Genomic DNA, 22,442 nt, shown 5'->3' on the forward strand with positions numbered 1-22,442 from the left:
TAACGGTCAACTTGCGAGCCTCTTCGACGCGCCCTAGTCAGGGTGAAACACACTCTGTGGGAGAGACTTATGTCACGCGTAGCGATCGTCACCGGGGGCAGCCGCGGTATCGGTGAGGCGATCAGCCTCAAGCTCAAGGAACAGGGCGTTACCGTCGTCGCCAACTATGGGGGCGATGACGCAAAAGCGCGCGAGTTCAGCGGCCGCACCGGCATCGCGGCGCGCAAATGGGACGTCGGCGACCATCAGGCCTGCCTCGACAATTGCGCCGCGATCGCCGCCGAATTCGGTCCGGTCGACATCGTCGTCAACAACGCCGGCATCACCCGTGACGGCACCCTCGCGCGGATGAGCTACGACGACTGGCACGACGTCATGCGCGTCAATCTCGGCGGCTGCTTCAACATGGCGAAGGCTTGCTTTCCCGGCATGGTCGAACGCGGCTGGGGCCGCATCGTCAACATCGGCTCGATCAACGGCCAGGCCGGCCAGTACGGCCAGGTCAACTATGCCGCGGCGAAATCGGGCATCCACGGCTTCACCAAGGCGCTGGCGCAGGAAGGCGCCAAGAAGGGTGTCACCGTCAACGCGATCGCCCCGGGCTATATCGACACCGACATGGTTGCAGCCGTCCCCGCCCCGGTGCTCGAAAAGATCGTCGCGAAAATTCCGGTCGGGCGTTTGGGCCAAGCCGACGAAATCGCGCGCGGGGTGGCGTTTTTGTGCAGCGAGGATGCGGGGTTTGTGACCGGGTCGACGATGTCGATCAATGGGGGGCAGCATATGTACTGACGGTGGCAGGCGCGTAGCGAAGGCGTTCGCACTGCGAACGGCGAGCTAGGCGCCGGTGCCGCGCAGCGGCAGCCACCGGCACGGCCAGCGGGGCGGACGGCCCCAAGGCCGGCCGAACCCGTCTGACGTCATGGCGGCGGCTTTGCCGTCGCCGCCCGCCCCTCATCAAATGGAAAAAGCCGGTTGTGTCGAGCGAAGTCGAGACACGCGAAGGTTGGCGCGGACGTGTCTCGACTTCGCTCGACACAAACGGGAAGAGAGGGCGGTTCCGAAGACCGGCCCTATCCCCGCCCCCTACTCCACCGTCACCCCGACAACCCGCCAGGCGCCGCCCTCGCGCACCAGCGACAGCGTCTCGATCGCCCCCGCCTTGTTGGCATAATCGGTGCGGAACTTGACCATCTGATAGCCATAGGGCGGCGCGGGCACCTCCTGCTCGCTCAGCAGCACCCGCGACCGGACCGCACCGAGCGGCCCCTGCACCTGCTGCGCCACCCTGGTCCAGGTCTCGACGCTGTTCAGTGTCTTGAACGCCTGCCCCGTCGCCTCCCAGCTGCCGTTCCAGTCGCCCTTCTCGACCAGCGCGAGCCAGTCGCGCGCCGCGCCGACTGCGGCGCTTTCGGCGGGGGCGGTGGACGGCGCCGCGGCGGGCGCACCGGCGGTGCCGGTCATCGACGAAATGGCGAACAGGGCAAGACCAAGCGACATGAGAAGACCTCCGATGATCCAGCCGAGCGGCCGCACCATGCGGGGTGCCTCGGCTGATGTCGCAACCTCCTCGACCCCGGCGGCGCCCGCACCCCCGAAAGCCTTGTCCCCAAGCGTTTTGGGATCTTCATGCTCGACGTCGCGCAGTTGCCGCGCCGCCTCGCGGCTGCTCGAAACCGCCATCTTGCGCCGCGCGTCGCGCAGCCGTTCGTTGATCGTGTGGACCGAAAGCCCGAGGTGGCTTGCCATCGATTTCGCGTCATAGCCGCTGACCAGCAGGCGCAGCGTCTCCTTTTCCTTTTCGGTGAGGGTCTGAATAGCTGCGGTCATCGGTTGGCCTGCACCCTTTCATCGTCGCCCCCGCGAAGGCGGGGGCCGGTGGCTGCATAGTGCAACACCGATAGCGGCCCCCGCCTTCGCGGGGGCGACGAGTTTGCTATCGGATGTTAGGCCCCGCCCGAATCGCGGTCACCCCCAAATAAATCGTACCTCCCGCCGCGAGCAGGCGATAAGCCATGGCCATGGCGCGCCCCTATCACCCCCCGGTCAAACGCTCGGTGACAATCGCCGGCCACCCGACCTCGATCAGCCTCGAACCCGTCTTCTGGGACGCGCTCGAAGCCGAAGCCGCGCGCCAGGCGCTCCCGATCAACGCCCTCGTCGCGCGCATCGACGTCGAACGGATGGAGGCGGAGGACCCGCCGAACCTGACCTCGGCGATCCGGCAGTGGTTGTGGCGAGAGGGACCCAGCAATTGACATTCCAACTCGCATCCTCGGGCTGAACGCCATGAAAATGAAAAATGTGATCCGACACAGCACGAATGTGATTACCCCGATTGTAATCGGCTTCTGTGTCGTCGCGATGATCTTGGACACCATATCTCAAGTCTCGGCGGGAACGACATCCGAGTTGCCGATGCACATCCTTGGCGGGCTCGCCTTTATCGGGTTCGCCCTATTCATCCGCCACGCCACATTGCTGCACGTCGATTCGATGGATTAGATAAGTGTGGCTCCCGCCACCGCGCGCCCGAACGCGGCGCCCTTGTCCTCCGCGAAGTGCAGGAACAGCGACGGCTCGATCAGCTCCAGTTCCATGATGTGCAGCACCCCCGCCGCGTCGCCGACCATATCGACGCGCGCATAGACTGGCGGTGCGGGGGCCGCAGCGAGCGCCGCGGCGGCAAGCGCCTGCGCTTCGTCGTTCGCCTCCCACACCGTCTCGCGCCCGCCGAACTGTTCCTGCACGCGAAAGTCGCCCGGCGCCGGACGCTTGACGATCGCATGGCTGAATTTGCCGTCGAAGAAAAACAGCGAAAACTCGCCGTCGCTCAGTATTCCCGGCATCAACGGCTGCACCAGCCGCCTTTGCCCCAGCGCATCGGCGGGCACGCCCGCGCCGTCCGCGACCCGGTGGGTGCCGTCGGCACCGCCCGAGATCGCGGGTTTCACCACCACCTCACCGGCACCGAGCGCCGCCCGCGCCTCGGCCAGCGCCGCTTCATCGAGCGCCGCGACCTCGACGGTCGGCACCACCGCGACGCCCTTGGCGGCGAGTTCGGACAGATACGCCTTATCGCTGTTCCAGCGCAGCACCGCGACCGGATTGACCACCGGCAGGCCCTCGGCCTCCAGCCGGTCGAGCAGCTTGTACCAGCCCGCCACATCGCGCTGATAGCCCCAGGCGAAGAGCGGCAGGATCAGGTCGAAGCCCGACAAATCGCCCGGATCGCCCCACACCCGCTGCTCGACCGCGAGTCCCGCGCCCGCCAGCGCCGCCGCCTTGCGCGCAAAGGCCGGCTGCCATTTCTCATAGTAGTCGGGCGCGGGCACGAGGATCGCGACGCGGGGCTGGTAGGGCATGAACTACTTTACCTTGTCAAAACCCGTCATTGCGAGGAGCGAAGCGACGCGGCAATCCAGAGTAGGCGTAAACCGCCCTGGATTGCTTCGCTCCGCTCGCAATGACGAGGTGATGGGACGCGACCTTTACCGCCCCAGCAGCCCGCGCGCCTGCCCGGCGATATGCGACAGCATCGCGCCATTGGGGTTCGGGATCGTCCGCGCGCGGTCGACCGTGGCACGGAACTGCGCGACGCGCGGCGCCTGCTCGGCCAGCCAGCCGGTGACCGCGGCATCGAGATCACCCGCGGGCAGTCCCGCGAGGAAGCTCAGCCGCATCTGCTGGAAATCGCGCGCGAGGCTGTTGACCAGCAAGCGCTCCCACGGATCGGCGGGGCTCATATGCGCCGCCAGCGTCTGTGCCCAGTCGAGCCCCAGCGCCTCGCCCAAATGGGTGAAGGCGTGGGTCACCGCGACCTCGTCGTCGCCGCGCCGCGCGGCGAGGTCGACGATGCCGATCGCGCCGTCGGTCTTGAACAGTCGCACCACCGACGAGGCCAGCGCCTCGGGGGCGCCCGCGTCGAGCAATTGCTGGCTCAGCATGTCCCACTGGCGCCGGACCGACGGGCTGAGCAGCCCGTCGACGCGCGCCATCAGGCGGTCGACCCCAGGTTCGAGCCGCGCGACCGTCGGCCCCGGCTGCGCGTTGTTCGCCGACACCCGCAGCAGATCGGCCATTTGCGACGCCATCGCCGAGGCAGCCTGGGTGAACAGCGACAGGCGGATCGCCTCGTCGATCTTCGCGCTGTCGAGCGAAGCCCACAGGTCGTGCATGTCGAGCAGGCGCTCGACCGCGACGAAGGCGGCGGCGACGTCGCCGAGCGAGCAGCCTTCCTCCTCGACCAGTTCGAACGGATGGACGACGCCCATGCGGTTGATGATGCGGTTCGCCAGCTTGGTCGCGATGATCTCGCGGCGCAGCTGGTGATCGGCGATCGCACCGGCGAAATCGCGCTGCATTTCCTCGGGGAAGGCCGCCGCAAGGTCGCTGCCGAGCGCCGGATCGTCGGGCAGGTCGCTGTTCTCGATCGCGTCCTGCAGCGCCAGCTTCGACGTCGACAGCAGCACCGCGAGTTCGGGCCGCGTCAGCCCGCGCCCTTCGGCGGCGCGGCGCAGCAGCTCGTCGTTCGCCGCCAGCCCCTCGACCTTGCGGTCGAGCCGGCCCGATGCCTCGAACGTCTCCATGATCCGCACCAGCGACGGCACCGCCGCCGACCCGCCCTTTTCGGCGATCGACAGCGCCAGCGCCTGCAGGCGGTTGTCCTCAAGCACCAGCGCCGAGACATTGTCGGTCATCCGCACCAGCAACGCGTCGCGGTCGTCCTGCGCCAGCCGCCCTTCGGCCATCTCGCGGTTCAGCGCGATCTTGATATTGACCTCGTTATCCGAGCAGTCGACGCCCGCGCTGTTGTCGATGAAGTCGGTGTTGATCCGCCCGCCGCGGCCCGAAAAGGCGATGCGCGCCGCCTGGGTGACGCCCAGGTTCGCGCCCTCGCCGACCGCCTTGACGCGCAAATCCTCGCCATCTACGCGCAGCGCGTCGTTGGCGGGATCGCCGACCTCGGCGTTGTTCTGCGCCGCCGCCTTCACATAGGTGCCGATGCCGCCGAACCAGAGCAGGTCGGCCGGCGCCTTGAGGATCGCCGAGATCAAAGCGCCCGGTTCGATCGGACCCGGCTCGATACCAAGCGCATAACCAACTTCCGGCGAGACATCGATGATCTTCTGGCTGCGCGGGTAGACTCCGCCGCCATGGCTGATCAGCTTCTTGTCATAATCTTCCCAGCTCGACCGGGGGAGCTGGAACATCCGCGCGCGCTCCTTCCAGCTCTTCGCCGGATCGGGATCGGGGTCGAGGAAGATATGGCGGTGGTCGAACGCCGCGACGAGCTGGATCGCCTTCGACAGCAGCATGCCGTTGCCGAACACGTCGCCCGACATGTCGCCGCAGCCGACGACTTTGATGCTGTCGGTCTGCACGTCGACGCCCATTTCAGCGAAGTGGCGCTGGACCGAAACCCACGCGCCCTTGGCGGTGATCCCCATCGCCTTGTGGTCATAGCCCTTCGACCCGCCGCTCGCGAACGCATCGCCGAGCCAGAAGTCGCGCTCCATCGCCAGCCCGTTGGCGACGTCGGAGAAGGTCGCGGTGCCCTTGTCCGCGGCGACGACGAAATAGGGGTCCTCGCCGTCGTGGATGACGACACCGTCCGGGTGGATCACCTTGCCCGCCACCAGATTGTCGGTGATCGACAGCAGCGAGCGGATGAAGATGCGGTAGCATTCGGTCCCCTCGGCGAACCAGGCATCGCGGTCGAGCGCCGCGTCGGGCAGCGCCTTGGGATAAAAGCCGCCCTTCGCGCCGGTCGGCACGATGACGGCGTTCTTGACGCGCTGCGCTTTCATCAGCCCGAGGATTTCGGTGCGGAAGTCGTCGCGGCGGTCGGACCAGCGCAGCCCGCCGCGCGCCACCGGGCCGGCGCGCAGATGGGTGCCCTCGACGCGCGGGCTATACACCCACACCTCGCGCCAGGGCAGCGGCTTGGGCAGCCCGGGGACGAGGCTCGAATCGATCTTGAACGCCAGCGCCTCGGCCGCTGCGGGCGCAAAGGCGTTGGTGCGCAGCGTCGCGCCGATCACCGCATGGAACAGGCGCAGGATGCGGTCGTCGTCGATCGACTTGATCGCGGCGAAGCCGGCCTGGATTTCCTTGTCGAGATAGTCGGCGCGCGCATCGTCGCGCTTCGCCGGATCGTGGAGCGCGCAGAAGCGCTCGACCAGCGCCCCGGTCAGGTCGGGGGCGTGGCGCAGCGCCGCGACCACCGTGTCCATGCCGTAACTCGACCCGCCCTGGCGCATGTAGCGGAACCAGGCGCGCAGCCATATGATCGCCTGCGGATCGGTCTGCGTCACCAGCACCAGCTCGTTGAACGCGTCATTTTCCGCATTACCGTCCAGCACCGCCGCGATCGCCTTTTCGATCACCTCGGTATGCGCAATCAGCGCCAGCTCGTCGACCGACGCCGGCAGCTTCAGCGTGAAATCATGGATCACGACGGGGATCTCGTCGTCGCGCTCGGTGCCGGGAATCCGGCTCGCGCCGAGCGTCGTCGGAATCTCCTCGAGCACCTCGAAGCCGAAATGTTCGAGCGCCGGCACGACGTCGGACAGCGCCAGCGGACCGACCGCGCTATAGACTTTCAGCCGCAGCTTGTCGTCGCCGTCGAGGCTCTTGCGCGCCAGCCGCACGCTGCGCGGATTCTCGGCGTCGAGGTCGCGCAGCCGCAGGATGTCGCGCGACGCTTCCTCGGGATCATAGAGGTTGCGATAATTGGGCGGGAACAGCGGCGCGAAGCGCGACGCCAGCGCCGCCGCGCGGCCGGGGTCGCCGCGCTTGGCGAGCGCCGCCTCGACCTCGGGTTGCCAGCCGCGCACCATCTGTTCGAGCTGGGCGTTGAGCGCCGCGGCATCGGGCACCACCCCGCCGCTGCGCAGGTCGAGCGTGTAGCGCAGCAGCGCCGCGCCGCCATCCTCGAGCACCATCGTCCAGCCGATGACGCCCGCCTTGGCCTCGCGCACCAGCAGCGATTCGACCGCCAGCCGGCGCCCGGTCGACACCTCGTCGCGCGGCAGCCAGACAAAGACGAACAGATGCCGCCCCAGCGCGCTGCGCACCATCACCAGCTTCGGCCGCGGCCGGTCGGTGATCGACATCGAGGTCAGGACCAGGTCTTCGAGCGACTGGGCGTCGAACGCGATCAGCAGGTCGTGCGGCAGCGCGGTCAGCGCATGCGCCAGCGCCTTGCCGGCGTGGCCGGTCGGGTCGAAACCGAATTTCGCCATCAGCGCGTCGAGCTGCGCGCGCAGCACCGGCACCTTGTCGGGCCGCGCCGACAGCGCCGCGCTCGTCCACAACCCGGCGTGGATCGACAATTTTTCGACCGTCTTGCCCTTCATCTCGGGCACGATCACCAGGTCGAGCAGCACCCGGCGGTGGACCGCCGACAGGCGGTTCGACTTGATCAGCAGCGGCGACGCGCCGCCGGCATCGAACCAGGCGAAGGCGGCTTCGAGCGCGGTCGGCGACAGCAGCTGGCTGGTGCCGCTCGCGCTGACCCCCAGCGGCTGTTCGACCGCGCCGTCGCGGGTGCGCCATTCATGGCCGAGCTGGGTCATCGCCCCGCCCTCGAACCAGCGCAGCAGTTCGGCGGCCTCGCCGTCGGCGCGCATCGCGGCGTCGGCGAGCATCGCGGCGCGCATCGCCTTCCAGTCGGCGACCGCGGCGCGGACATCGGCCAGCGCGGCTTCGAGGCCGTCGAGCAGGCGGCGGCGGGCGCGGGCGTCGCCGCGCTCCAGTTCCATATAGATCACCGATTCGCGGTTCGCGCAGCCCGGGGTCGCGCTATCGGCACCGGTCAGCCCGCCCTTGGCGTCGCGTGTCGCGGCGACCACCGGATGCAGGATGCGGTGGATCACCAGCCCTTGCGCGCCGACGATCTGCGACACCGAATCGACGAGGAAGGGCATGTCGTCGTTGACCACCGCGAGCCGCATCCGCCGGTCGGTGCCGTCGGCGACCATCGGTTCGAGCAGCAGCGACGGGACACCCGGCGCGCGGTCGAGCGAGGCGCGCGCGGCGAATTCGCCCGCCGCCTTCAGCGCCGCGGAGTCGAGGTCGTCGCCCTCGCCGGGCAGCGCGCTGCCGTGCAGCGCGGCCTGATAGGCCTTGGCGATCTTCGCAGGAACAGGAGCGGCCGCCGCGGCCTCGTGCTCGGCTTCGGCGGTTTCGGCAATATTCTGGGGCATAGGTTACAGCATCCCGACTGAGGCGGGCCTGTGCCGGGGGGTGGCTGGCCCGTTCGCTGCGTCCCCATATGCGCCCGAGTGACGCGCGGCTCAACCCCCCGCGACGGCTCCGCGCAAATATATTTCAATTTTCGGATTGTCTGTTGCGCGGACCAAAAGATCCTCCCTGTGCCCGAAGGGCATGGGGAGGGGGACCGTTCGCGAAGCGAATGGTGGAGGGGCCAGCGACCTCGGCGTCATCGCCCCTCCGTCAGCCCTGCGGGCTGCCACCTCCCCATGCCCTTCGGACACAGGGAGGAATTGGAGTCACGGCGTGATCACCACCGCCTTGCGCGCCAGCTTCGCCAGCACCGCCTCGTCGTCGGCCGCCTTGGCGACGATCCCGATGTGCCCTCCCGGCATCGCGCGCGCGATCAGCACGACGAATTCGGCGTCGCCGGCATCATGTTCCAGGATCACCGCCGGATGCGCGCTGCGCAGCGTGTCGAGCGCGACGTCGGGCTTCGCTTCGGCAACCCCCGCCGGCTTGCGCTTCGCACGCTCGTCCCTGACCAGCCCTTTCAGCCCGCCCGGATAATGGTCGAGATAGGCAGCGAGTTCGCCGCGCCCGACGCCCTCTTCGCGCGCATGGCCCAGCACGCACGCATATTCCGCGATCCGCGTCTTGTCGTAAGTCGCCCCGAACACCAGCTTGACCAGCGGCGTCATCGGCGCGCGGTCCTGCGCCTTCAGCCCGGCATCGTCGAGCAGTTCGGCGAACTCTTGCGGCTCGGCCTCGGCGGCGAGCGCAAAATCCCACGCCTGTCCGACCGCCTGATACAAAGCGCTGCGGCTGCGGCTGTCGGCGGCGAGCGCCTTTTCGGCGGTCGCGCGCGCCAGCGCCAGCCAGTCGGCGAGCCCCGCGTCGTCATCCAGTGCATCCGCGACCACGGCAGGCTCCTCGACCGCCGGCAGCGCCGCCTCGGCCTCGCGGAGCGCGCCGAAGCCCGGCGCGGGCTCGTCGTCGATATGTTCGCTGTCGGGGCCATCGGCCCACACCGGCACCGGGGCGGTCAGCGGCGGCGCACTGCGCAGCGCCTGTTCGACCGACAGCTGCAATTCCTCTTCCTGGTCGGCGGGGGCCGCCTCTTTCCAGTTGATCACGCCCATGATGAAATCGATCGTGTCGTCGTCGGACGAAAAGGGCAGCAATATGCCGCGGTACATGATCGTCGTGCCGCGATCGTTGACGAACTCGGCCTCGAAACCGATCGGCGCGCGGTTGGCGATGATCTGCAGATAATGGTCGGTCAGCCGCGACAGCAAAGAGCGGCCGGGGACCTCCTTGATATATTGCACATCCTCGTCGATCTGCGACTCGGCGCGCAGCTTGTCGCCAAGGAACGACAGCCCCGGATTGTCGACCCCGGCGGTAAAATCGAGCAGCACCGCATAGGGACCGAAATCGTCGATATTGTCGAGATCGAGGTCCTCGACCGACGGATAAGCGCGGTCGGCGAGCAGCGACGCCCAATAATTATAGGCGCGCACCTGCATCCGCCGTTCGTCGACCCCGACGGAGGGTGGCGAATCGATCGCCCCGTCATCCTGGCCGTGGCTGCCCGAAAGCAGTCCGCGCATGCTGTCCATCATTCATCCCCACTGCCAAATATAGGTAAAGGTGATGCACCAGGACTGGTAAAGGCGGCGTAAACGATGGCGGCGGGGCGCGTTGAACACGACGCGTACGGGAACGGATCAATCCAACGTCACCCCGGGCTTGACCCGGGGCCTGCCTTGCCTTTCGATGCGACGATGGAACGCTATCCCTGCGTCTATATCCTCGCGCGGTCGTCGCACGGCACCCTCTACACCGGCGTCACCTCCAATCTCGTCCAGCGCATCCATCAGCATCGCACCGAGACCTTTGATGGCTACACGAAGGAATATGGGATCAAGCGGCTCGTCTGGTTCGAACGCCATGAGACCATGGACAGTGCGATCCTGCGCGAGAAGCGGATCAAGCGGTGGGTGCGGCCGTGGAAATATGATCTGATCAACGCAATGAACCCGAGCTGGCGCGACCTCGCCGAGGATTTCGGGTTCGAGCCCTTACCGCTGGCGCCAAGGAAAGCGGGTCCCGGGTCAAGCCCGGGATGACGAATGGCGGCCAACGACCGATTGCCTTCAGTCTAAACTCGCGAAGTGTCGGCGAATGATATCGCTGGGATCGCGATCTAGCGAACCCCCTTGTAAAACCACACCGTTGTCGAGAACAACTACCGGGCCATGGCCGACAAGAAAGCCTGACAAGTCAGACATGTCTTGTGACTTCACCCATTCCCTGCCTTGATAACGAAAAGCCCATCCACCCGGGATTTGTTCTATCGCATCCTCAAATACAGCCAGAGGTAAACCGACGCGCTTTTCCATATCAATTAGAAAGGCGTCGAATATCTTCCTTGCAGCCCACCCGTCCATAATAAATGTTCTCCAAGCGCCTCGGCCAATTGGATTGTTGTTATCCGCTTCCTACCCTATTCGGCCATTCGCTACCAAGGCGGATAAGATAGCCGCTAATGGGCGAGGACAGACATCCCTCCCCGTTTCCCCGGGCTTGACCCGGGGCCTGCCTTGTCTTTGAACCGGCAGCGAAAGAAGGAAGGCGGGTCCCGGGTCAAGCCCGGGATGACGAATGACGGCTAACGACCGGTTGCGGACATTTTGCGTTTGGTTCAAAATCGCATGCGGAGAATGCGATGCCCAATGTGGAAGTTTACGAGAAGGACGAATTGACCCCTCTCTTTGAAGGCGATTTCATGTTCCTGCCTCGCCTTGGCGAAACCATTTCAAAGGATATGGGCGGATATTTCAACTACTACGATGTGGTTGAGGTTTGGCATCGCGAAGAAGGTGAGACCGGTACTTTTCGTGCCTGCGTCCGCGTAAAAATTGATGACTGAGGAATGACAGTTCCTCACCCCTACCCCGCCAGTTCGCTCAGCCACTGCGTCACCATCCGCCGCCCCGCCGCCACCGCCCCCGGCCCGCAGCGCGCATGCTCGGTCCGCATCGACTCCGCCGAACTGCCGACCTCGGCCAGCGCCTCGGGCCATTGCTCGACCCAATGCTCGAAGCGCGGGTCGAGCCCCATTTCGGCGTGGAACTGCAGCGCCAGGATGTTCGGTCCGCGCCGGAACGCCTGGTGCGGATAGGCCGCGCTCGATGCCAGCAATTCGACACCCTCGGGCAGGTCGAAGGTGTCGCCGTGCCAGTGCAGCACCGGCACCTCGGCCAGCTGGCCGAGCGGGGATTCAGCGTCGAGGATGGTGAGCGCATCGAAGCCCACCTCTTTCGCCGGCCCCGGATAGACCGGCGCGCCCATTGCCGCCGCGATCATCTGCGCCCCGAAACAGACACCAAGCGTCGGCCGCCCCGCCTCCAGCCGCCGCGCGAGCCGCCGCAGCTGGCACGCGATCCATGGATGCTCGGCCCGCTCATAGACCCCCATCGGCCCGCCCATCATGATCAGCAGGTCGGGTTCGTTGAGGTCGAGCCGTCCGAAACCGGGATCGCCGACGTCGATCCGGTCGAGCGCATAGCCCGCGGCCTCGATCGGGTCGCGAAACCCCGCGATTCCCTCATGCGGGACATGGCGGATGATGAGGCCGGTCTTGGTCATGGGCTTGAACTGACTCGACAAATCTGGCGACGAACGGAGCGTTTGCCGCGCCGTTTCGAACGACTCGCATCTAGCCAGAATCGTCGGCCGCTGTCACTCTACCAAAGCAGTAGAGATACTGTCGCGGCCCGTAGCTGAGCTTTGGCTCCCTCGGCTACGGGCCGCCGCTTGGTCGGCCTATCGGCCATCAACAACGTCATTGCGAGCGCAGCGAAGCAATCCAGAGCGTCGTAAACCGCCCTGGATTGCTTCGCTGCGCTCGCAATGACGAACCGGTCAGGCGGCAGTCGCGACGACCCGCGTCACTCGCACCGCCTTATACCCCAGCACCAGCACCGCGAGCAGCAGCACCGCCTGCGCGATCAGGAACGGCGGTTCGTTGCCGTTCGGCGCCAGCGCGTTGAGTGCGGGTACTTTCAGGAAGCTCTGCACGACCAGCACGAACAGGTTGAGCCACAGCGCGATCGTCGCGGTCACCGCATAGATGGTCCGCGCGGCCCCCGCGAGCTTGCGGCCGTACCAGGCCCGGAAGCTTGCGACGAGGATCAGCGTCGAGAGGATGCCGACCCCGAGCGCGGGGGTGAAGCTCGCGATCGGGAACAGGAACCCCGTCAGGCTGGTGAGCAGCGTCGTCCACAGGAAGACGCCGGTGGTGCGGGGCAAGATGCGTCCGCGCGCGAAGGCGGGGATCGCGACCAGCCCGGTGAGGATGCCGACGACGCTGATCGCGACATGGACCAGCGTGAACTGCGATAGGGTGAGACCGAGGATCATGGCACATCTCCTTCGAACAGGCGGGGCGCGGGTCCAATCCCGCGCCCCGCTGCGTATCAGCTGTTGATGAAATCGAGCAGGTCGGCGTTGAACCGGTCCTGGTGGGTGAGCGTCAGGCCGTGGTCGGCGCCTTCATACACCTTGAGCACCGCGTGCTTGACGATCTGGACGGTCGACAGCGCCGCGGCGCCGATCGGCACGATCTGGTCGTCGTCGCCGTGGAGGACGAGCGTCGGCTTGTCGAAGCGCTTCAGATCCTCGTGGAAGTCGCTCTCCGAAAAGGCGCGGATGCTGTCGAGCAGGCCTTTCAGGCCGCCGTTCAGGCCCTGCCGCACGAAATCGTCGCGCACCGCTTCGCTGACCACGGCGCCCTCGCGGTTATAGCCGTAGAAGGGCAAAGTCAGGTCCTTGAAGAATTGCGGGCGGTTGTCGAAGGTGCCCTTGCGGATGCCGTCGAACACCTCGAGCGGCAGCCCGCCCGGATTGGCTTCGGTCTTGAGCATCAGCGGCGGGACGGCGCCGATCAACGCGACCTTGGCGACCCGATCCGTGCCATGGCGGCCGATATAGCGGGTGACTTCGCCGCCGCCGGTCGAGTGGCCGACGAGGATCACGTCGTGGAGGTCCAGCTGTTCGATCAGCTCGCCGAGGTCGTCGGCATATTGGTCCATGGTATTGTTCTCCCAGACCTGGTCCGAGCGGCCATGGCTGCGGCGGTCGTGGGCGATGGTGCGAAAGCCATGGTTCGCGAAGAAGACCATCTGCGCGTCCCAGGCGTCGGCACTCAGCGGCCAGCCGTGCGAGAAGATGATCGGCTGCCCATCGCGCGGACCCCAGTCCTTGTAGAAGATGTGGGTGCCGTCCTTTGTGGTGATCGTGGTCATGTCGTGGTTCCTTTCACTTGGGTGGGGCGGAACCCTCCGTCCCTGTGCCACCCATCTACGCGCCTTCCCCCTTGCACGGGATTGGCGGAAACGACATTATGCGGTCCGAATACGACAAACCGGAGTCACGTCATGCGGCACCTTCGCCAACATCCGCAGAATCTCCCCCCAAAATTGCCGGAAGTCGGCCTGATGCTCTACCCCGACTGCCAGATGGGCATGGTCAGCGGCATCACCGACCTCTTCCACGTCGCCGGCCGCTTCGCCGCCGAGCATGACCGCGCGCCCATCCGCGTCAGCCACTGGCGCCTCCGGGACGGCGGAGGCTTCGCCCGCTGCTTCGACAGCCATCCAGACGAACCCGCGCGCAACGCACCGACGATATTGATCGCGCCGGGCAGCCTCCACAAATTGCTCGAAGCCGAAGAGGCGGTTCCCTACGCCCGCTGGCTGCTCGATCGCCACGCGCAGGGCACGACGCTCGCTTCGACCTGCGGCGGCGCCTTCGCGCTCGCCGCGACCGGGCTGCTCGCCGGGCGGCCTGCCACGACGCACTGGTTCTTCGCCGACGAGTTCCGCGCCCGCTTCCCCGACGTGCGTCTGGAATCGGATCGCATGGTGATCGACGACGGCGACATCATCACCGCGGGCGGGCTGATGGCGTGGACCGACCTCGGGCTGCGCGTCGTCGAGCGCCTGCTCGGCCCGACGGTGATGATGGAGACCGCGCGCTTCTTCCTGATCGACCCCGGCGGGCGCGCGCAGAAGAATTACGCGAGCTTCGCCCCGCGCCTCACCCACGGCGACGAAGCGATATTGAAAGCGCAGCATTGGCTCCAGGCGAAGGAGGGCCGCATGGCGGGGGTCGCCGAACTCGCCGCCGAAGCGGGGCTGGAGGAACGCACCTTCCAGCGCCGATTCAAGGCCGCGACGGGCATGACCCCGATCGAATATTCGCAGCACCTGCGCGTCGGCAAGGCGCGCGAACTGCTCGAGTTCACGCGCCGCACCGTCGACCAGATCGCCTGGGCGGTGGGTTACGAAGACGCCGCAGCCTTCCGCAAACTCTTCCACCGGATCACCGGCCTGTCGCCGAACGACTATCGCCAGCGCTTCTCGACCGAAACGCTGGCGAGCGTCGCCTGAGATCCTCCCTGCGGCGAAGCCGCGGGGAGGATTACTGTCCTCAGAAATTGAACTTCGCGCTCACCCCATAGGACGGGCTGCGCCCCGGAAAACGCACCGCGGTGTTGGCATTGGTCGCCGCCGACTGCCAATAATAGGTGTCGGTGATATTCTTGCCCCAGATCGACACCTCCCACTGGCCATCCTGCTCATAGAGCGCGAGGCTGGCGTTCAGGATGCCATAGCCCTTGATCTGGAGCGGCGCGAAATCCTCGATCGTGCTGCCGGTCTTCGACTGGTAGCGCCCGTTGAGGATCGCCCGCACCCCGAGTTTGTCGTTCACCGGCGTGTCATAGGTGATCGTCGCCGCGCCCGAGAATTTCGGGCTGTAGGGGAAGGCGAAGCCGTCGAAATCGAACGGCGCGCCCGCGGCGTTGATCCCGACATAGCCCTGCAATTCGGTCTTGAGCCAGGTGCCCGCGAGCGTCACGTTCAGCGCATCGGTCGCCTGGATGCTGACGTCGCCGTCGATCCCGTAAGCGCGCGACTTGGGGATATTGTCGAGGCGGAGCAGCGTCGTGTAAATCGGGTCGGCGAAATAGACCGCAAGCTGCTTGTCGCGATAATCATAATAGAAGGCCGCGACATTGAGGTTCACCTTGCGGTCGGCGAGCGCCAGCTTGGTGCCGACTTCATAGGCGGTCAGTTCCTCCTGCTTCGCCGGGCGGTTCTGCGTCGCGATGTTCGCGGCGTTGACCGGGGTCGATCCCGATTTGTAACCGCGGCTGACCGAAGCATAGGCGAGTATGTCGTTCGTCGGCTCCCACGTCAGCGCCGCGCGCCAGGCGACATTGTCTTCCTTGAGGTTCGAGGTGACGAGGCCGAAGGTGCCGGTGTCGACGTCATAGGTGTTGCACTGGTTCGCCGTGATCGGCGCGGTGAAGGCGCCGTAGACCTGGAAAAAGAAGGCGCGGTTGAACAGGTTGACGTTGGGCAGCATCGACCCGTTGAGGTCGCGCGAGCAGCCCTGATATTCCTGCCGGTCCTCGGTGTAGCGCGCGCCGGTGGTCAGTTTCAGCGTGTCCGACAATTCCCAGTCGGCGCTGGCGAACAGGCTGAAGGTCTCGGTGTCGAAATCGGCGACGTCGCGATAGGTACGGAACGCGGTCGCGACATCGGCGGCGGTAAAACCCTGACTGTTGAACGGGGTGTTCAAGAGGCCAAGCTGGACGATCAGCGCCCGGATCGCACCGACATTGGCATTCTGCCCCAGCAGGGTCTGGTTGGTGTCGCTGACGACATCCTTGGCATAATAGCCGCCGACGACCCACTCGGCGGGGCCGGTCGATCCCTGGAAGCGCAATTCCTGCGAAAAGCTCTCGATCTTGCCCTGCGCCCGCTGGATCAGGATCTCATAGGGCGCGCCGCTCCAGTCATAGGTCGCGTCGCGATTGACCTTGTTATAGCCGGTCAGCGAGATGAAGCTCAAATCGCTCGTCAGGTCGAACTGGATGAGGCCGCGCAAGCCCAGGAAATCGCTGTCCTCCTGCAGCGGCCCGTCGATCCCGGTGCCGCGCCCGATATTGGGGCCGCGCTGCGACAGCGGTGCCCAGTCGGCGCTGTTCGAATCCCATTTGGGGCCGTTGGCGGCGATATAGGCGGGCAGTCCCGGCGCGTTGAACAGGCTGAACAGCGTGCCGTTGGCGGGATCGGTGTTCGGGGTGAACCCCACCGCCTGCCCCGCGAGCGTGTCCGACTTGTTGATCCAGAAATTGCCGCCAAGTTCGATCTTCATCCCCTCGACCGGCTCGGCGGTCAGCGTCAGCCGGCCGCCATAGCGGTGCACCTCGCCCAGGCTCTCGTCGCGCGAAATGCTGTGCTGCCAGCCGTCCCAGCTGTCCTCGGTCCGAAAGGCGGCGCGGATCGCGATATCCTGCCCCAGCGGGATGTTGAGATGGCCTTCGCTGTTGAGCGTCTTTTCGCTGCCGAGATCGACCGCGACCCCGCCCGAGAACTCCCCGAACTTCGGCTTGGCGGTGATGAAATTGACCAGCCCGCCGGTGGTGTTGCGGCCATAGAGCGTGCCCTGCGGACCCTTGAGCACTTCGACACGCTCGAGGTCATAGACCGGCCCGCTGTTCATGAACGGATAGGCGAGCGCGACCTCGTCCTGATAGGTGCCGACGGTCGAGGTCGCCGACAGGTTGATCGTGTTGAAGCCGATCCCGCGCAGCGTATAGATCGGAATGCCCTGATAACCGCGCGAGACGTTGAGGCTGGGCACCACCGCCTGCAGATCCTCGGTCGAGGTCACGCGCAGATTTTCGAGCGTATCGCCCGAAAAAGCCTGGATCGCGAGGCCGACGTCGTTGATGCTTTCGGCGCGGCGCTGCGCGGTCACGACGATCGCGCCGTCGTCGGCGGCCTCGGTCTCCGCCGCCGACGGCGCATTTTGTGCCAGCACCGGCTGGCTTGCCATCATCGCCGCCCACGCCACTCCGGCCAGACCCATTGCACGCACCGCACCCGCCATCTTCTCTCTCCCTGATGAAGCTTATTATCAGCGATGATAGTTATCAATCGTGATAGATTATGCAACCGGCAATTGCATTTTGCGGACAATGATGGTCTGTCGGCGGCAAGGAGCGATGATGGCCACCCGAAGTGAAAAGGCGGAAAGCCGCACGCGCGGCTCGATCCGCGACGCCCTGCTGGACGCGGCGAGCGCGCTGATGCGCGAACAGGACAAGATCGATATCGGTATCGTCGAGATCGCGGCGCGCGCCGGGGTCAACCACGGCATGATCCGCTATTATTTCGGCGACAAGGAAGGCATGCTCGCGGCGCTGCTCGACCGCGACGTGATCCGCGCGATCCGCCAGCTCGACGCCTTGTTCCGCCTGCCCGTCACCCCGACGGCCCGGATGCGCATCCATCTCGAGGGCATTCTCGATACCTATTACCGCATCCCGTACCTCAACCGCCTGATCCAATATATGGTCCGCGACGCCGAACCCGAGCGGGTGCGGCACATCGGCGACGAACTTCTGTCGAAGATCGCGGGCGCGCAGGCGCGGATGATCGAGGAGGGCATCGCGGCGGGCGAGTTCAATCCCGTCGATCCCAAGCTCTTCTACTTCAACACGATCGGCGCCGCGGACGGCCTCTATTCGAATCGCCTGACGCTGCAGGTCGTGTTCAAGGGCAAGCCGCACGCCGACGACGACCTCCATGCACGCTATCGCGAACACACGGTCGAGACATTGCTCGCCGGCCTCGTCAAAAATTATCAGACTTGATAATTAGGCGTCGCACGCGCATAGCCGGGTCATGAATCTCGAACCCGACGACGACCAACGCCTGCTCCGCGACGCACTCACGCGCTTCCTGGCGCAGCAATTGCCGTTCGAAAAGCGCCGCACGATGCGCGATTCGACCGCGCAGCTCGCTCTGTGGCGCGCCGCCGACGCGGCGATCGGCATCGGCGCGGCGGCGCTGCCCGACAGCATCGGCGGCTTCGGCGGCGGGCGCGTCGCGGCGATGATCGTCGCCGAGGAACTTGGCGCCGCGCTCGCGATCACCCCCTATATCGACTGTCACATTCTCACCGCCCAATTGCTGCTCGCGCTCGGCGAGAGTGCGCGCGCCGCCGCCATTGCGCGCGGCGAGGCGCTGATCGTCACCGCGATCGAGGAACCCGCGACGCGCGGCGACATCGGCGCGATCGCGGCGCGGGCGACCCCCGCCGACGACGGCTGGACGCTGGCCGGGCGCAAGATCGCGGTCGCCTTCGCGGCCGAGGCCGACCATATCGTCGTGCCCGCCCGGGACGCCGAGGATGATTTGCGCCTGTTCCTCGTGCCGGCCGCATCGCTTGCCGGCCGGCTCCATGCCTATTGGACGATCGACGACATGCCCGCCGCCGACCTCGATCTCGATGGACTGTGGGTCGACAGCGCCGCCGAAATCGGGCGCGAGCAGGATGGCGAAGCCGCGCTGCAGGCCGCCGTCGACGCCGCCATCGCCGCGCTCGCCGCCGAGGCGGCCGGACTCGCGCGCGTGCTGCTCGACGACACCCTGCTTTACGCCAAGCAGCGCAAGCAGTTCGGCGCGACGCTGTCGAGCTTTCAGGCACTCCAGCACCGCATGGTCGACATGCTGATGCTGCGCGAGGCGATTTCCGCCGCCGCGATGCTCGCCGCGCTTAAGCCCGGCGACGCGCAGGCGACCGCCGCCGCCAAGGCGACGATCGGCGACGCGCTGCGCAAGATCGGGCAGGAAGCGGTCCAACTCCACGGCGCGATGGGCATGACCGAGGAACTGCGCGTCGGCCATTATTTCAAACGCGCCACCGCGATCGAGCAAAGGCTGGGGACCAGCGACCTGCATGTCGCGCGCTACGCGGCGGGGATGGCCGCAGCCTCATAAGCCTCGTCATTGCGAGCGCAGCGAAGCAATCCAGAGCGGTTTACGCGGGCTCTGGATTGCCGCGTCGCTTCGGCTCCTCGCAATGACGAAGGCTCACAGCCCCAGCACCGCCTTCGCTAAAATATTCCGCTGGATCTCGTTCGACCCGGCATAGATCGATCCCGCGCGCTCGTTGAAATAGCGCAGCGGCGCCACCGCCTGCCACGCCGCACCCGTCACATGGCCGTCCCCGGGCACGACATGCGCCGGCACCGCGGCGCCCGGCATGCCCGCGTGCGGCTGGAACGCCAGCCCCGCCGGTCCCGCCGCCTCGCAGGCGAGTTCGGTGATATGCTGCGCCAGCTCGGTCGCCAGGATCTTGAGCATCGACGCCATGACGCCGACGCTTTCGCCCTGCCCCGCCCCCGACAGCAGTTTGAGCTCGATCATCTCCAATATGTCGACCCGGATGCGCGCCTTGGCGAGCTTGTGCGCGAACACCGCATCGCCCTCCATCGTCCCCTGCGCCTGCTTCGCCAGCGCATCGACGCGCATCGCCAGTGCCGGGGCATGCGCCGATCCGCCGCGTTCGAATTCGAGCAGATATTTGGCGACGCTCCAACCGCGATCGACCTCGCCGATGACATTCGCCCGCGCCGAGCGCGCGTCGTCGAAAAACACTTCGGCCTGGATCTGCTCGCCCGAGATCATGGTCAGCGGGCGCACCGTCACCCCCGGCTGGTCCATCGGCACGAGCAGGAAGGTGATCCCCTGCTGCGGCCGTTCGTGCTTCGACGTGCGCACGAGGCAGAAGATCCAGTTCGCCTCGCCCGCATGCGTCGTCCAGATCTTGGACCCGTTGAGCACGAAATCATCGCCATCCGCCACCGCGCTCATCTGCAGCGAGGCGAGATCGGACCCCGCCCCCGGTTCCGAATAGCCCTGACAGAAAAACACCTCGCCGGTCAGGATGCGCGGCAGGAACCAGTCCTTCTGCTCCGCCGTGCCGAACGCCGCGATGACATGCGCGACCATGTGGATGCCCATCGGCGAAACCGACGGCGCCCCGGCGCGCGCGCGTTCGCGGGCGTAGAGATAAAATTGCGCCGGACTCCAGTCGCGCCCGCCATGTTCGGGCAGCCAGTGCGGCGCCGCCAGCCCCTCGGCGTGCAACCGCGCCTGCCAGTCCATCGACACATGATGGTCGGGATAGACGCTCGTCGCGCCCTCGGCACCGGCGCGCAGTTCGGGGGTCAGCGCGCGTGCCAGCAGCGCGCGCATCTCGGCCGCGAAAGCCTCTTCGTCGGCGCTCCAGTTCAGGTCCATCGTCTCGTCCGTTGCATATAGTTATCACATCTGATAACAACTTTTCCGACGGGGTCAATCGCGACCGGGGGATAAGCATGAACCGCATGACCAATATGGCGCCCGGCATGGCGATCGATTTCACCAAACCGGCGGGCGAGGCCGCGCTGCTCGCCCCCGATTCGCTGCAATGGCGTATCTTCAAAAACCCCGTCGCGATGGCGGTCGGCGGGGTCGCGGCGGTGCTGCTCGAATTCGCCGACGCGCGCATCCGCTCGGGGGTGTGGGACCATTCGATCTACAAGGTCGATCCGATCGGCCGTTCGCAGCGCACCGGCATGGCGGCGATGGTCGGCGTCTATGGCCCCGCCAGCGCCGCGCGCCGCGTGATCGGCGGGGTCAACCGCATGCACGCGAAGGTGTCGGGCGAAACCCCGAAGGGCGAAGCTTACACCGCGCTCGATCCCGAATTGCTCAACTGGGTCTATGCCACCGCCCAATATGGCTTCCTCACCGCCTATCACCGCTTCGTCCGACCGCTGTCGGCTGCCGAGCAGGCGCGCTTCTGGGCCGACGGCCAGCCCGTCGCCGAGCTGTACGGCGTGACCTATACGCCGAAGTCCGAAGCCGAATTCCTTGCCATGATGAACGAGCTGCTCCCGCGCTTCGAGCCGCATCCGATCAACAGCGAATTCCTCGACATCATCCGTTCGGGCCGCGCCGCGCCGTCGGTTCCGCGCTTCCTGCACAAGGCGCTGGCGCGCGCCGCGGTGTCGCTGCTCCCACCCGTGGTACGCGAACGACTAGCCCTCGGCCCCGAACATGACCTCGGCACCCGCGACCGGATCATGGTCAAGGCGATGGGCAAGCTCGCCGACCGGCGCAAGGACCCGTCCTCGCCCGCATGGCAGGCCGCCTTGCGCCTCGGCCTTCCGGGCGATACCGCCTGGCGGTGAACCCAATCGGATAATGGATCGTCATTGCGAGCGAAGCGAAGCAATCCAGAGCGGGTTACGCACGCTCTGGATTGCCGCGTCGCTTCGCTCCTCGCAATGACGAAGCCTTTAGGGCAATGATCCACACGATGAATCAGAGACCGCAGCTTTTCACCGCCCCCGACGGCGTCCGCATCGCCGCCGACGTCGCGGGTTCCGGACCGCTCATCCTCTTCGTCCACGGCTTCCCCGAACTGCGCCAGTCGTGGCACCGGCTCGCCCCGGCGGTCGCCGCCGCCGGTTATCGCACCGCCGCGATCGACGTCCGCGGCTATGGCGACAGCGACCGCCCCGAAGCGATCGATGCCTATCGCATGGAGGCGATCGTCGCCGATCTCGTCGCGGTCGCCGATGCCTTCTCGCCCGAGGCGCCGGCGACGCTCGTCGGCCACGACTGGGGCGCCTCGATCGTCTGGAACGCCATCATGGCGCGCCCCGACCGCTTCGGCGCGGTCGCCGCGCTGTCGATCCCCTGGCTCGGCCGCGCCGCCGCGCCGTTCGACGCGATGTTCAAGCGCCGCTTCACCGACAAGGGCCGCTTTTTCTACCAGGCCTATTTTCAGGAGCCCGGCGTCGCCGAGGCCGAGCTCGAGGCCGATCCGGCGCGTTTCCTCCACGCCTTCTATCACAGCATTTCGGGCGACGCCGCGCCCGGCGACTGGCCGAACGACAAGCCGCACGGCGCCAAACTGCTCGACGGGCTACGCTTCCCCGACGCGCTCCCGGCATGGCTCGACCCCGGATATTTCGCGCATGCCTCCGCGACCTTCGCGCGCACCGGCTTCGCGGGGGCGCTGAACCGCTACCGCAACCACGGCCGCGACTTCGACTGGGCGGGTGGTTTCGACCCCGTGATCCGCCGGCCCGCTTTGTTCATCGGCGGCAGCAGCGATCCCGCGCTGGTGCTCGGCACCGCCGACCCGGTCCCGCTGATGCGCGAGGTCGTGCCCGACCTCGAGGCGCATATGCTCGCGGGTTGCGGCCACTGGACGCAGGCCGAACGCGCCGCCGAGGTCGAGGCCTTGCTCATTCCCTGGCTCCGGCGCACCGTCCCCGCCTGACCTGCCTAAGCTCGTCTAAG

Annotated in this window: 20 protein-coding genes; 10 read left to right on the top strand and 10 right to left on the bottom strand. The window is 66.5% G+C overall.

Features of this window, described 5'->3' with window-relative positions:
• Positions 1-69: 69 nt before the first annotated feature.
• Positions 70-792, top strand: coding sequence for an acetoacetyl-CoA reductase (gene phbB, locus AC07U1_RS02960; protein ID WP_187142062.1), 723 nt, complete (start codon positions 70-72; stop codon positions 790-792).
• 294 nt (positions 793-1,086) lie between these two features.
• Here the strand turns inward: phbB and AC07U1_RS02965 are convergent, their stop codons facing one another.
• Positions 1,087-1,830, bottom strand: coding sequence for a helix-turn-helix domain-containing protein (locus AC07U1_RS02965; protein ID WP_495178959.1), 744 nt, complete (start codon positions 1,828-1,830; stop codon positions 1,087-1,089).
• A gap of 191 nt (positions 1,831-2,021) precedes the next feature.
• Between AC07U1_RS02965 and AC07U1_RS02970 the strand changes: the two genes are divergently transcribed.
• Together AC07U1_RS02970 and AC07U1_RS02975 are read left to right on the top strand one after the other, a co-directional pair.
• Positions 2,022-2,258 (top strand): ribbon-helix-helix domain-containing protein, encoded by a 237-nt coding sequence (locus tag AC07U1_RS02970; protein WP_495178971.1) that lies wholly within the window; start codon positions 2,022-2,024, stop codon positions 2,256-2,258.
• 31 nt (positions 2,259-2,289) lie between these two features.
• Positions 2,290-2,505, top strand: coding sequence for a hypothetical protein (locus AC07U1_RS02975; RefSeq protein ID WP_495178958.1), 216 nt, complete (start codon positions 2,290-2,292; stop codon positions 2,503-2,505).
• Here AC07U1_RS02975 and AC07U1_RS02980 read toward each other — a convergent pair.
• The 3 genes from AC07U1_RS02980 to AC07U1_RS02990 form a co-directional block, all read right to left on the bottom strand.
• Positions 2,502-3,365 carry an ATP-grasp domain-containing protein gene (locus AC07U1_RS02980; protein ID WP_495178957.1) on the bottom strand — a complete coding sequence of 288 codons (864 nt, stop codon included), beginning with the start codon at positions 3,363-3,365 and terminating at the stop codon, positions 2,502-2,504. The genes AC07U1_RS02975 and AC07U1_RS02980 overlap by 4 nt on opposite strands.
• A gap of 126 nt (positions 3,366-3,491) precedes the next feature.
• Complete coding sequence (locus AC07U1_RS02985; protein ID WP_495178956.1) at positions 3,492-8,210, bottom strand: NAD-glutamate dehydrogenase; 4,719 nt, start codon at positions 8,208-8,210, stop codon at positions 3,492-3,494.
• A gap of 306 nt (positions 8,211-8,516) precedes the next feature.
• Positions 8,517-9,839, bottom strand: a complete 1,323-nt coding sequence (locus AC07U1_RS02990; RefSeq protein WP_495178970.1) for a PAS domain-containing protein — start codon at positions 9,837-9,839, stop codon at positions 8,517-8,519.
• 165 nt (positions 9,840-10,004) lie between these two features.
• Here AC07U1_RS02990 and AC07U1_RS02995 point away from each other — a divergent pair, with 165 nt between their 5' ends.
• Positions 10,005-10,349: a GIY-YIG nuclease family protein gene (locus tag AC07U1_RS02995; protein WP_492735661.1), complete on the top strand. Its 345-nt coding sequence runs from the start codon at positions 10,005-10,007 to the stop codon at positions 10,347-10,349.
• Positions 10,350-10,376: 27 nt separating this feature from the next.
• On the opposite strand, the gene AC07U1_RS03000 is transcribed toward AC07U1_RS02995, so the two are convergent.
• Positions 10,377-10,622: a hypothetical protein gene (locus AC07U1_RS03000; protein ID WP_492742675.1), complete on the bottom strand. Its 246-nt coding sequence runs from the start codon at positions 10,620-10,622 to the stop codon at positions 10,377-10,379.
• Between the two features lie 326 nt (positions 10,623-10,948).
• Here AC07U1_RS03000 and AC07U1_RS03005 point away from each other — a divergent pair, with 326 nt between their 5' ends.
• A complete protein-coding gene (locus AC07U1_RS03005) occupies positions 10,949-11,152 on the top strand; it encodes a hypothetical protein (protein WP_187142068.1) in 204 nt (67 codons plus the stop codon).
• 20 nt (positions 11,153-11,172) lie between these two features.
• Here the strand turns inward: AC07U1_RS03005 and AC07U1_RS03010 are convergent, their stop codons facing one another.
• The 3 genes from AC07U1_RS03010 to AC07U1_RS03020 all read right to left on the bottom strand — a co-directional run bounded on the left by AC07U1_RS03010 (position 11,173) and on the right by AC07U1_RS03020 (position 13,529).
• Positions 11,173-11,871, bottom strand: a complete 699-nt coding sequence (locus AC07U1_RS03010; RefSeq protein WP_495178955.1) for a glutamine amidotransferase — start codon at positions 11,869-11,871, stop codon at positions 11,173-11,175.
• Positions 11,872-12,147: 276 nt separating this feature from the next.
• Positions 12,148-12,645, bottom strand: coding sequence for a hypothetical protein (locus AC07U1_RS03015; protein ID WP_495178954.1), 498 nt, complete (start codon positions 12,643-12,645; stop codon positions 12,148-12,150).
• Positions 12,646-12,701: 56 nt separating this feature from the next.
• Positions 12,702-13,529, bottom strand: coding sequence for an alpha/beta fold hydrolase (locus tag AC07U1_RS03020; protein ID WP_495178953.1), 828 nt, complete (start codon positions 13,527-13,529; stop codon positions 12,702-12,704).
• Positions 13,530-13,703: 174 nt separating this feature from the next.
• Here AC07U1_RS03020 and AC07U1_RS03025 point away from each other — a divergent pair, with 174 nt between their 5' ends.
• Positions 13,704-14,675: a GlxA family transcriptional regulator gene (locus tag AC07U1_RS03025; RefSeq protein ID WP_495197635.1), complete on the top strand. Its 972-nt coding sequence runs from the start codon at positions 13,704-13,706 to the stop codon at positions 14,673-14,675.
• Between the two features lie 40 nt (positions 14,676-14,715).
• Here AC07U1_RS03025 and AC07U1_RS03030 read toward each other — a convergent pair whose 3' ends face one another.
• Positions 14,716-17,187, bottom strand: a complete 2,472-nt coding sequence (locus AC07U1_RS03030; protein ID WP_495178951.1) for a TonB-dependent receptor — start codon at positions 17,185-17,187, stop codon at positions 14,716-14,718.
• 118 nt (positions 17,188-17,305) lie between these two features.
• On the opposite strand from AC07U1_RS03030, the gene AC07U1_RS03035 reads away from it, so the two are divergent.
• The gene (locus tag AC07U1_RS03035) at positions 17,306-17,953 is read left to right on the top strand and encodes a TetR family transcriptional regulator (RefSeq protein WP_187142127.1); all 648 of its coding nucleotides are present in this window, start codon (positions 17,306-17,308) and stop codon (positions 17,951-17,953) included.
• 31 nt (positions 17,954-17,984) lie between these two features.
• Complete coding sequence (locus AC07U1_RS03040) at positions 17,985-19,082, top strand: acyl-CoA dehydrogenase family protein (protein WP_495178949.1); 1,098 nt, start codon at positions 17,985-17,987, stop codon at positions 19,080-19,082.
• 93 nt (positions 19,083-19,175) lie between these two features.
• Here the strand turns inward: AC07U1_RS03040 and AC07U1_RS03045 are convergent, their stop codons facing one another.
• Positions 19,176-20,387: an acyl-CoA dehydrogenase family protein gene (locus AC07U1_RS03045; protein WP_495178948.1), complete on the bottom strand. Its 1,212-nt coding sequence runs from the start codon at positions 20,385-20,387 to the stop codon at positions 19,176-19,178.
• 77 nt (positions 20,388-20,464) lie between these two features.
• Between AC07U1_RS03045 and AC07U1_RS03050 the strand changes: the two genes are divergently transcribed.
• Both AC07U1_RS03050 and AC07U1_RS03055 read left to right on the top strand, forming a co-directional pair.
• A complete protein-coding gene (locus AC07U1_RS03050) occupies positions 20,465-21,322 on the top strand; it encodes an oxygenase MpaB family protein (protein WP_495178947.1) in 858 nt (285 codons plus the stop codon).
• 128 nt (positions 21,323-21,450) lie between these two features.
• Entirely contained in the window at positions 21,451-22,422 is a 972-nt protein-coding gene (locus tag AC07U1_RS03055; RefSeq protein ID WP_495178946.1) for an alpha/beta fold hydrolase, read from the top strand.
• Positions 22,423-22,442: the final 20 nt, after the last annotated feature.

It is taken from the genome of Sphingopyxis sp. GW821-FHT02C12 (assembly GCF_059421785.1).

Bases quoted from the DNA above. Each gene is read 5' to 3' on its own strand.
- phbB (WP_187142062.1), top strand. From the start codon at position 70: ATGTCACGCGTAGCGATCGTCACCGGGGGCAGCCGCGGTATCGGTGAG.
- AC07U1_RS02965 (WP_495178959.1), bottom strand. From the start codon at position 1,830: ATGACCGCAGCTATTCAGACCCTCACCGAAAAGGAAAAGGAGACGCTG.
- AC07U1_RS02970 (WP_495178971.1), top strand. From the start codon at position 2,022: ATGGCGCGCCCCTATCACCCCCCGGTCAAACGCTCGGTGACAATCGCC.
- AC07U1_RS02975 (WP_495178958.1), top strand. From the start codon at position 2,290: ATGAAAATGAAAAATGTGATCCGACACAGCACGAATGTGATTACCCCG.
- AC07U1_RS02980 (WP_495178957.1), bottom strand. From the start codon at position 3,365: ATGCCCTACCAGCCCCGCGTCGCGATCCTCGTGCCCGCGCCCGACTAC.
- AC07U1_RS02985 (WP_495178956.1), bottom strand. From the start codon at position 8,210: ATGCCCCAGAATATTGCCGAAACCGCCGAAGCCGAGCACGAGGCCGCG.
- AC07U1_RS02990 (WP_495178970.1), bottom strand. From the start codon at position 9,839: ATGGACAGCATGCGCGGACTGCTTTCGGGCAGCCACGGCCAGGATGAC.
- AC07U1_RS02995 (WP_492735661.1), top strand. From the start codon at position 10,005: ATGGAACGCTATCCCTGCGTCTATATCCTCGCGCGGTCGTCGCACGGC.
- AC07U1_RS03000 (WP_492742675.1), bottom strand. From the start codon at position 10,622: ATGGAAAAGCGCGTCGGTTTACCTCTGGCTGTATTTGAGGATGCGATA.
- AC07U1_RS03005 (WP_187142068.1), top strand. From the start codon at position 10,949: ATGCCCAATGTGGAAGTTTACGAGAAGGACGAATTGACCCCTCTCTTT.
- AC07U1_RS03010 (WP_495178955.1), bottom strand. From the start codon at position 11,871: ATGACCAAGACCGGCCTCATCATCCGCCATGTCCCGCATGAGGGAATC.
- AC07U1_RS03015 (WP_495178954.1), bottom strand. From the start codon at position 12,645: ATGATCCTCGGTCTCACCCTATCGCAGTTCACGCTGGTCCATGTCGCG.
- AC07U1_RS03020 (WP_495178953.1), bottom strand. From the start codon at position 13,529: ATGACCACGATCACCACAAAGGACGGCACCCACATCTTCTACAAGGAC.
- AC07U1_RS03030 (WP_495178951.1), bottom strand. From the start codon at position 17,187: ATGGCGGGTGCGGTGCGTGCAATGGGTCTGGCCGGAGTGGCGTGGGCG.
- AC07U1_RS03035 (WP_187142127.1), top strand. From the start codon at position 17,306: ATGGCCACCCGAAGTGAAAAGGCGGAAAGCCGCACGCGCGGCTCGATC.
- AC07U1_RS03040 (WP_495178949.1), top strand. From the start codon at position 17,985: ATGAATCTCGAACCCGACGACGACCAACGCCTGCTCCGCGACGCACTC.
- AC07U1_RS03045 (WP_495178948.1), bottom strand. From the start codon at position 20,387: ATGGACCTGAACTGGAGCGCCGACGAAGAGGCTTTCGCGGCCGAGATG.
- AC07U1_RS03050 (WP_495178947.1), top strand. From the start codon at position 20,465: ATGAACCGCATGACCAATATGGCGCCCGGCATGGCGATCGATTTCACC.
- AC07U1_RS03055 (WP_495178946.1), top strand. From the start codon at position 21,451: ATGAATCAGAGACCGCAGCTTTTCACCGCCCCCGACGGCGTCCGCATC.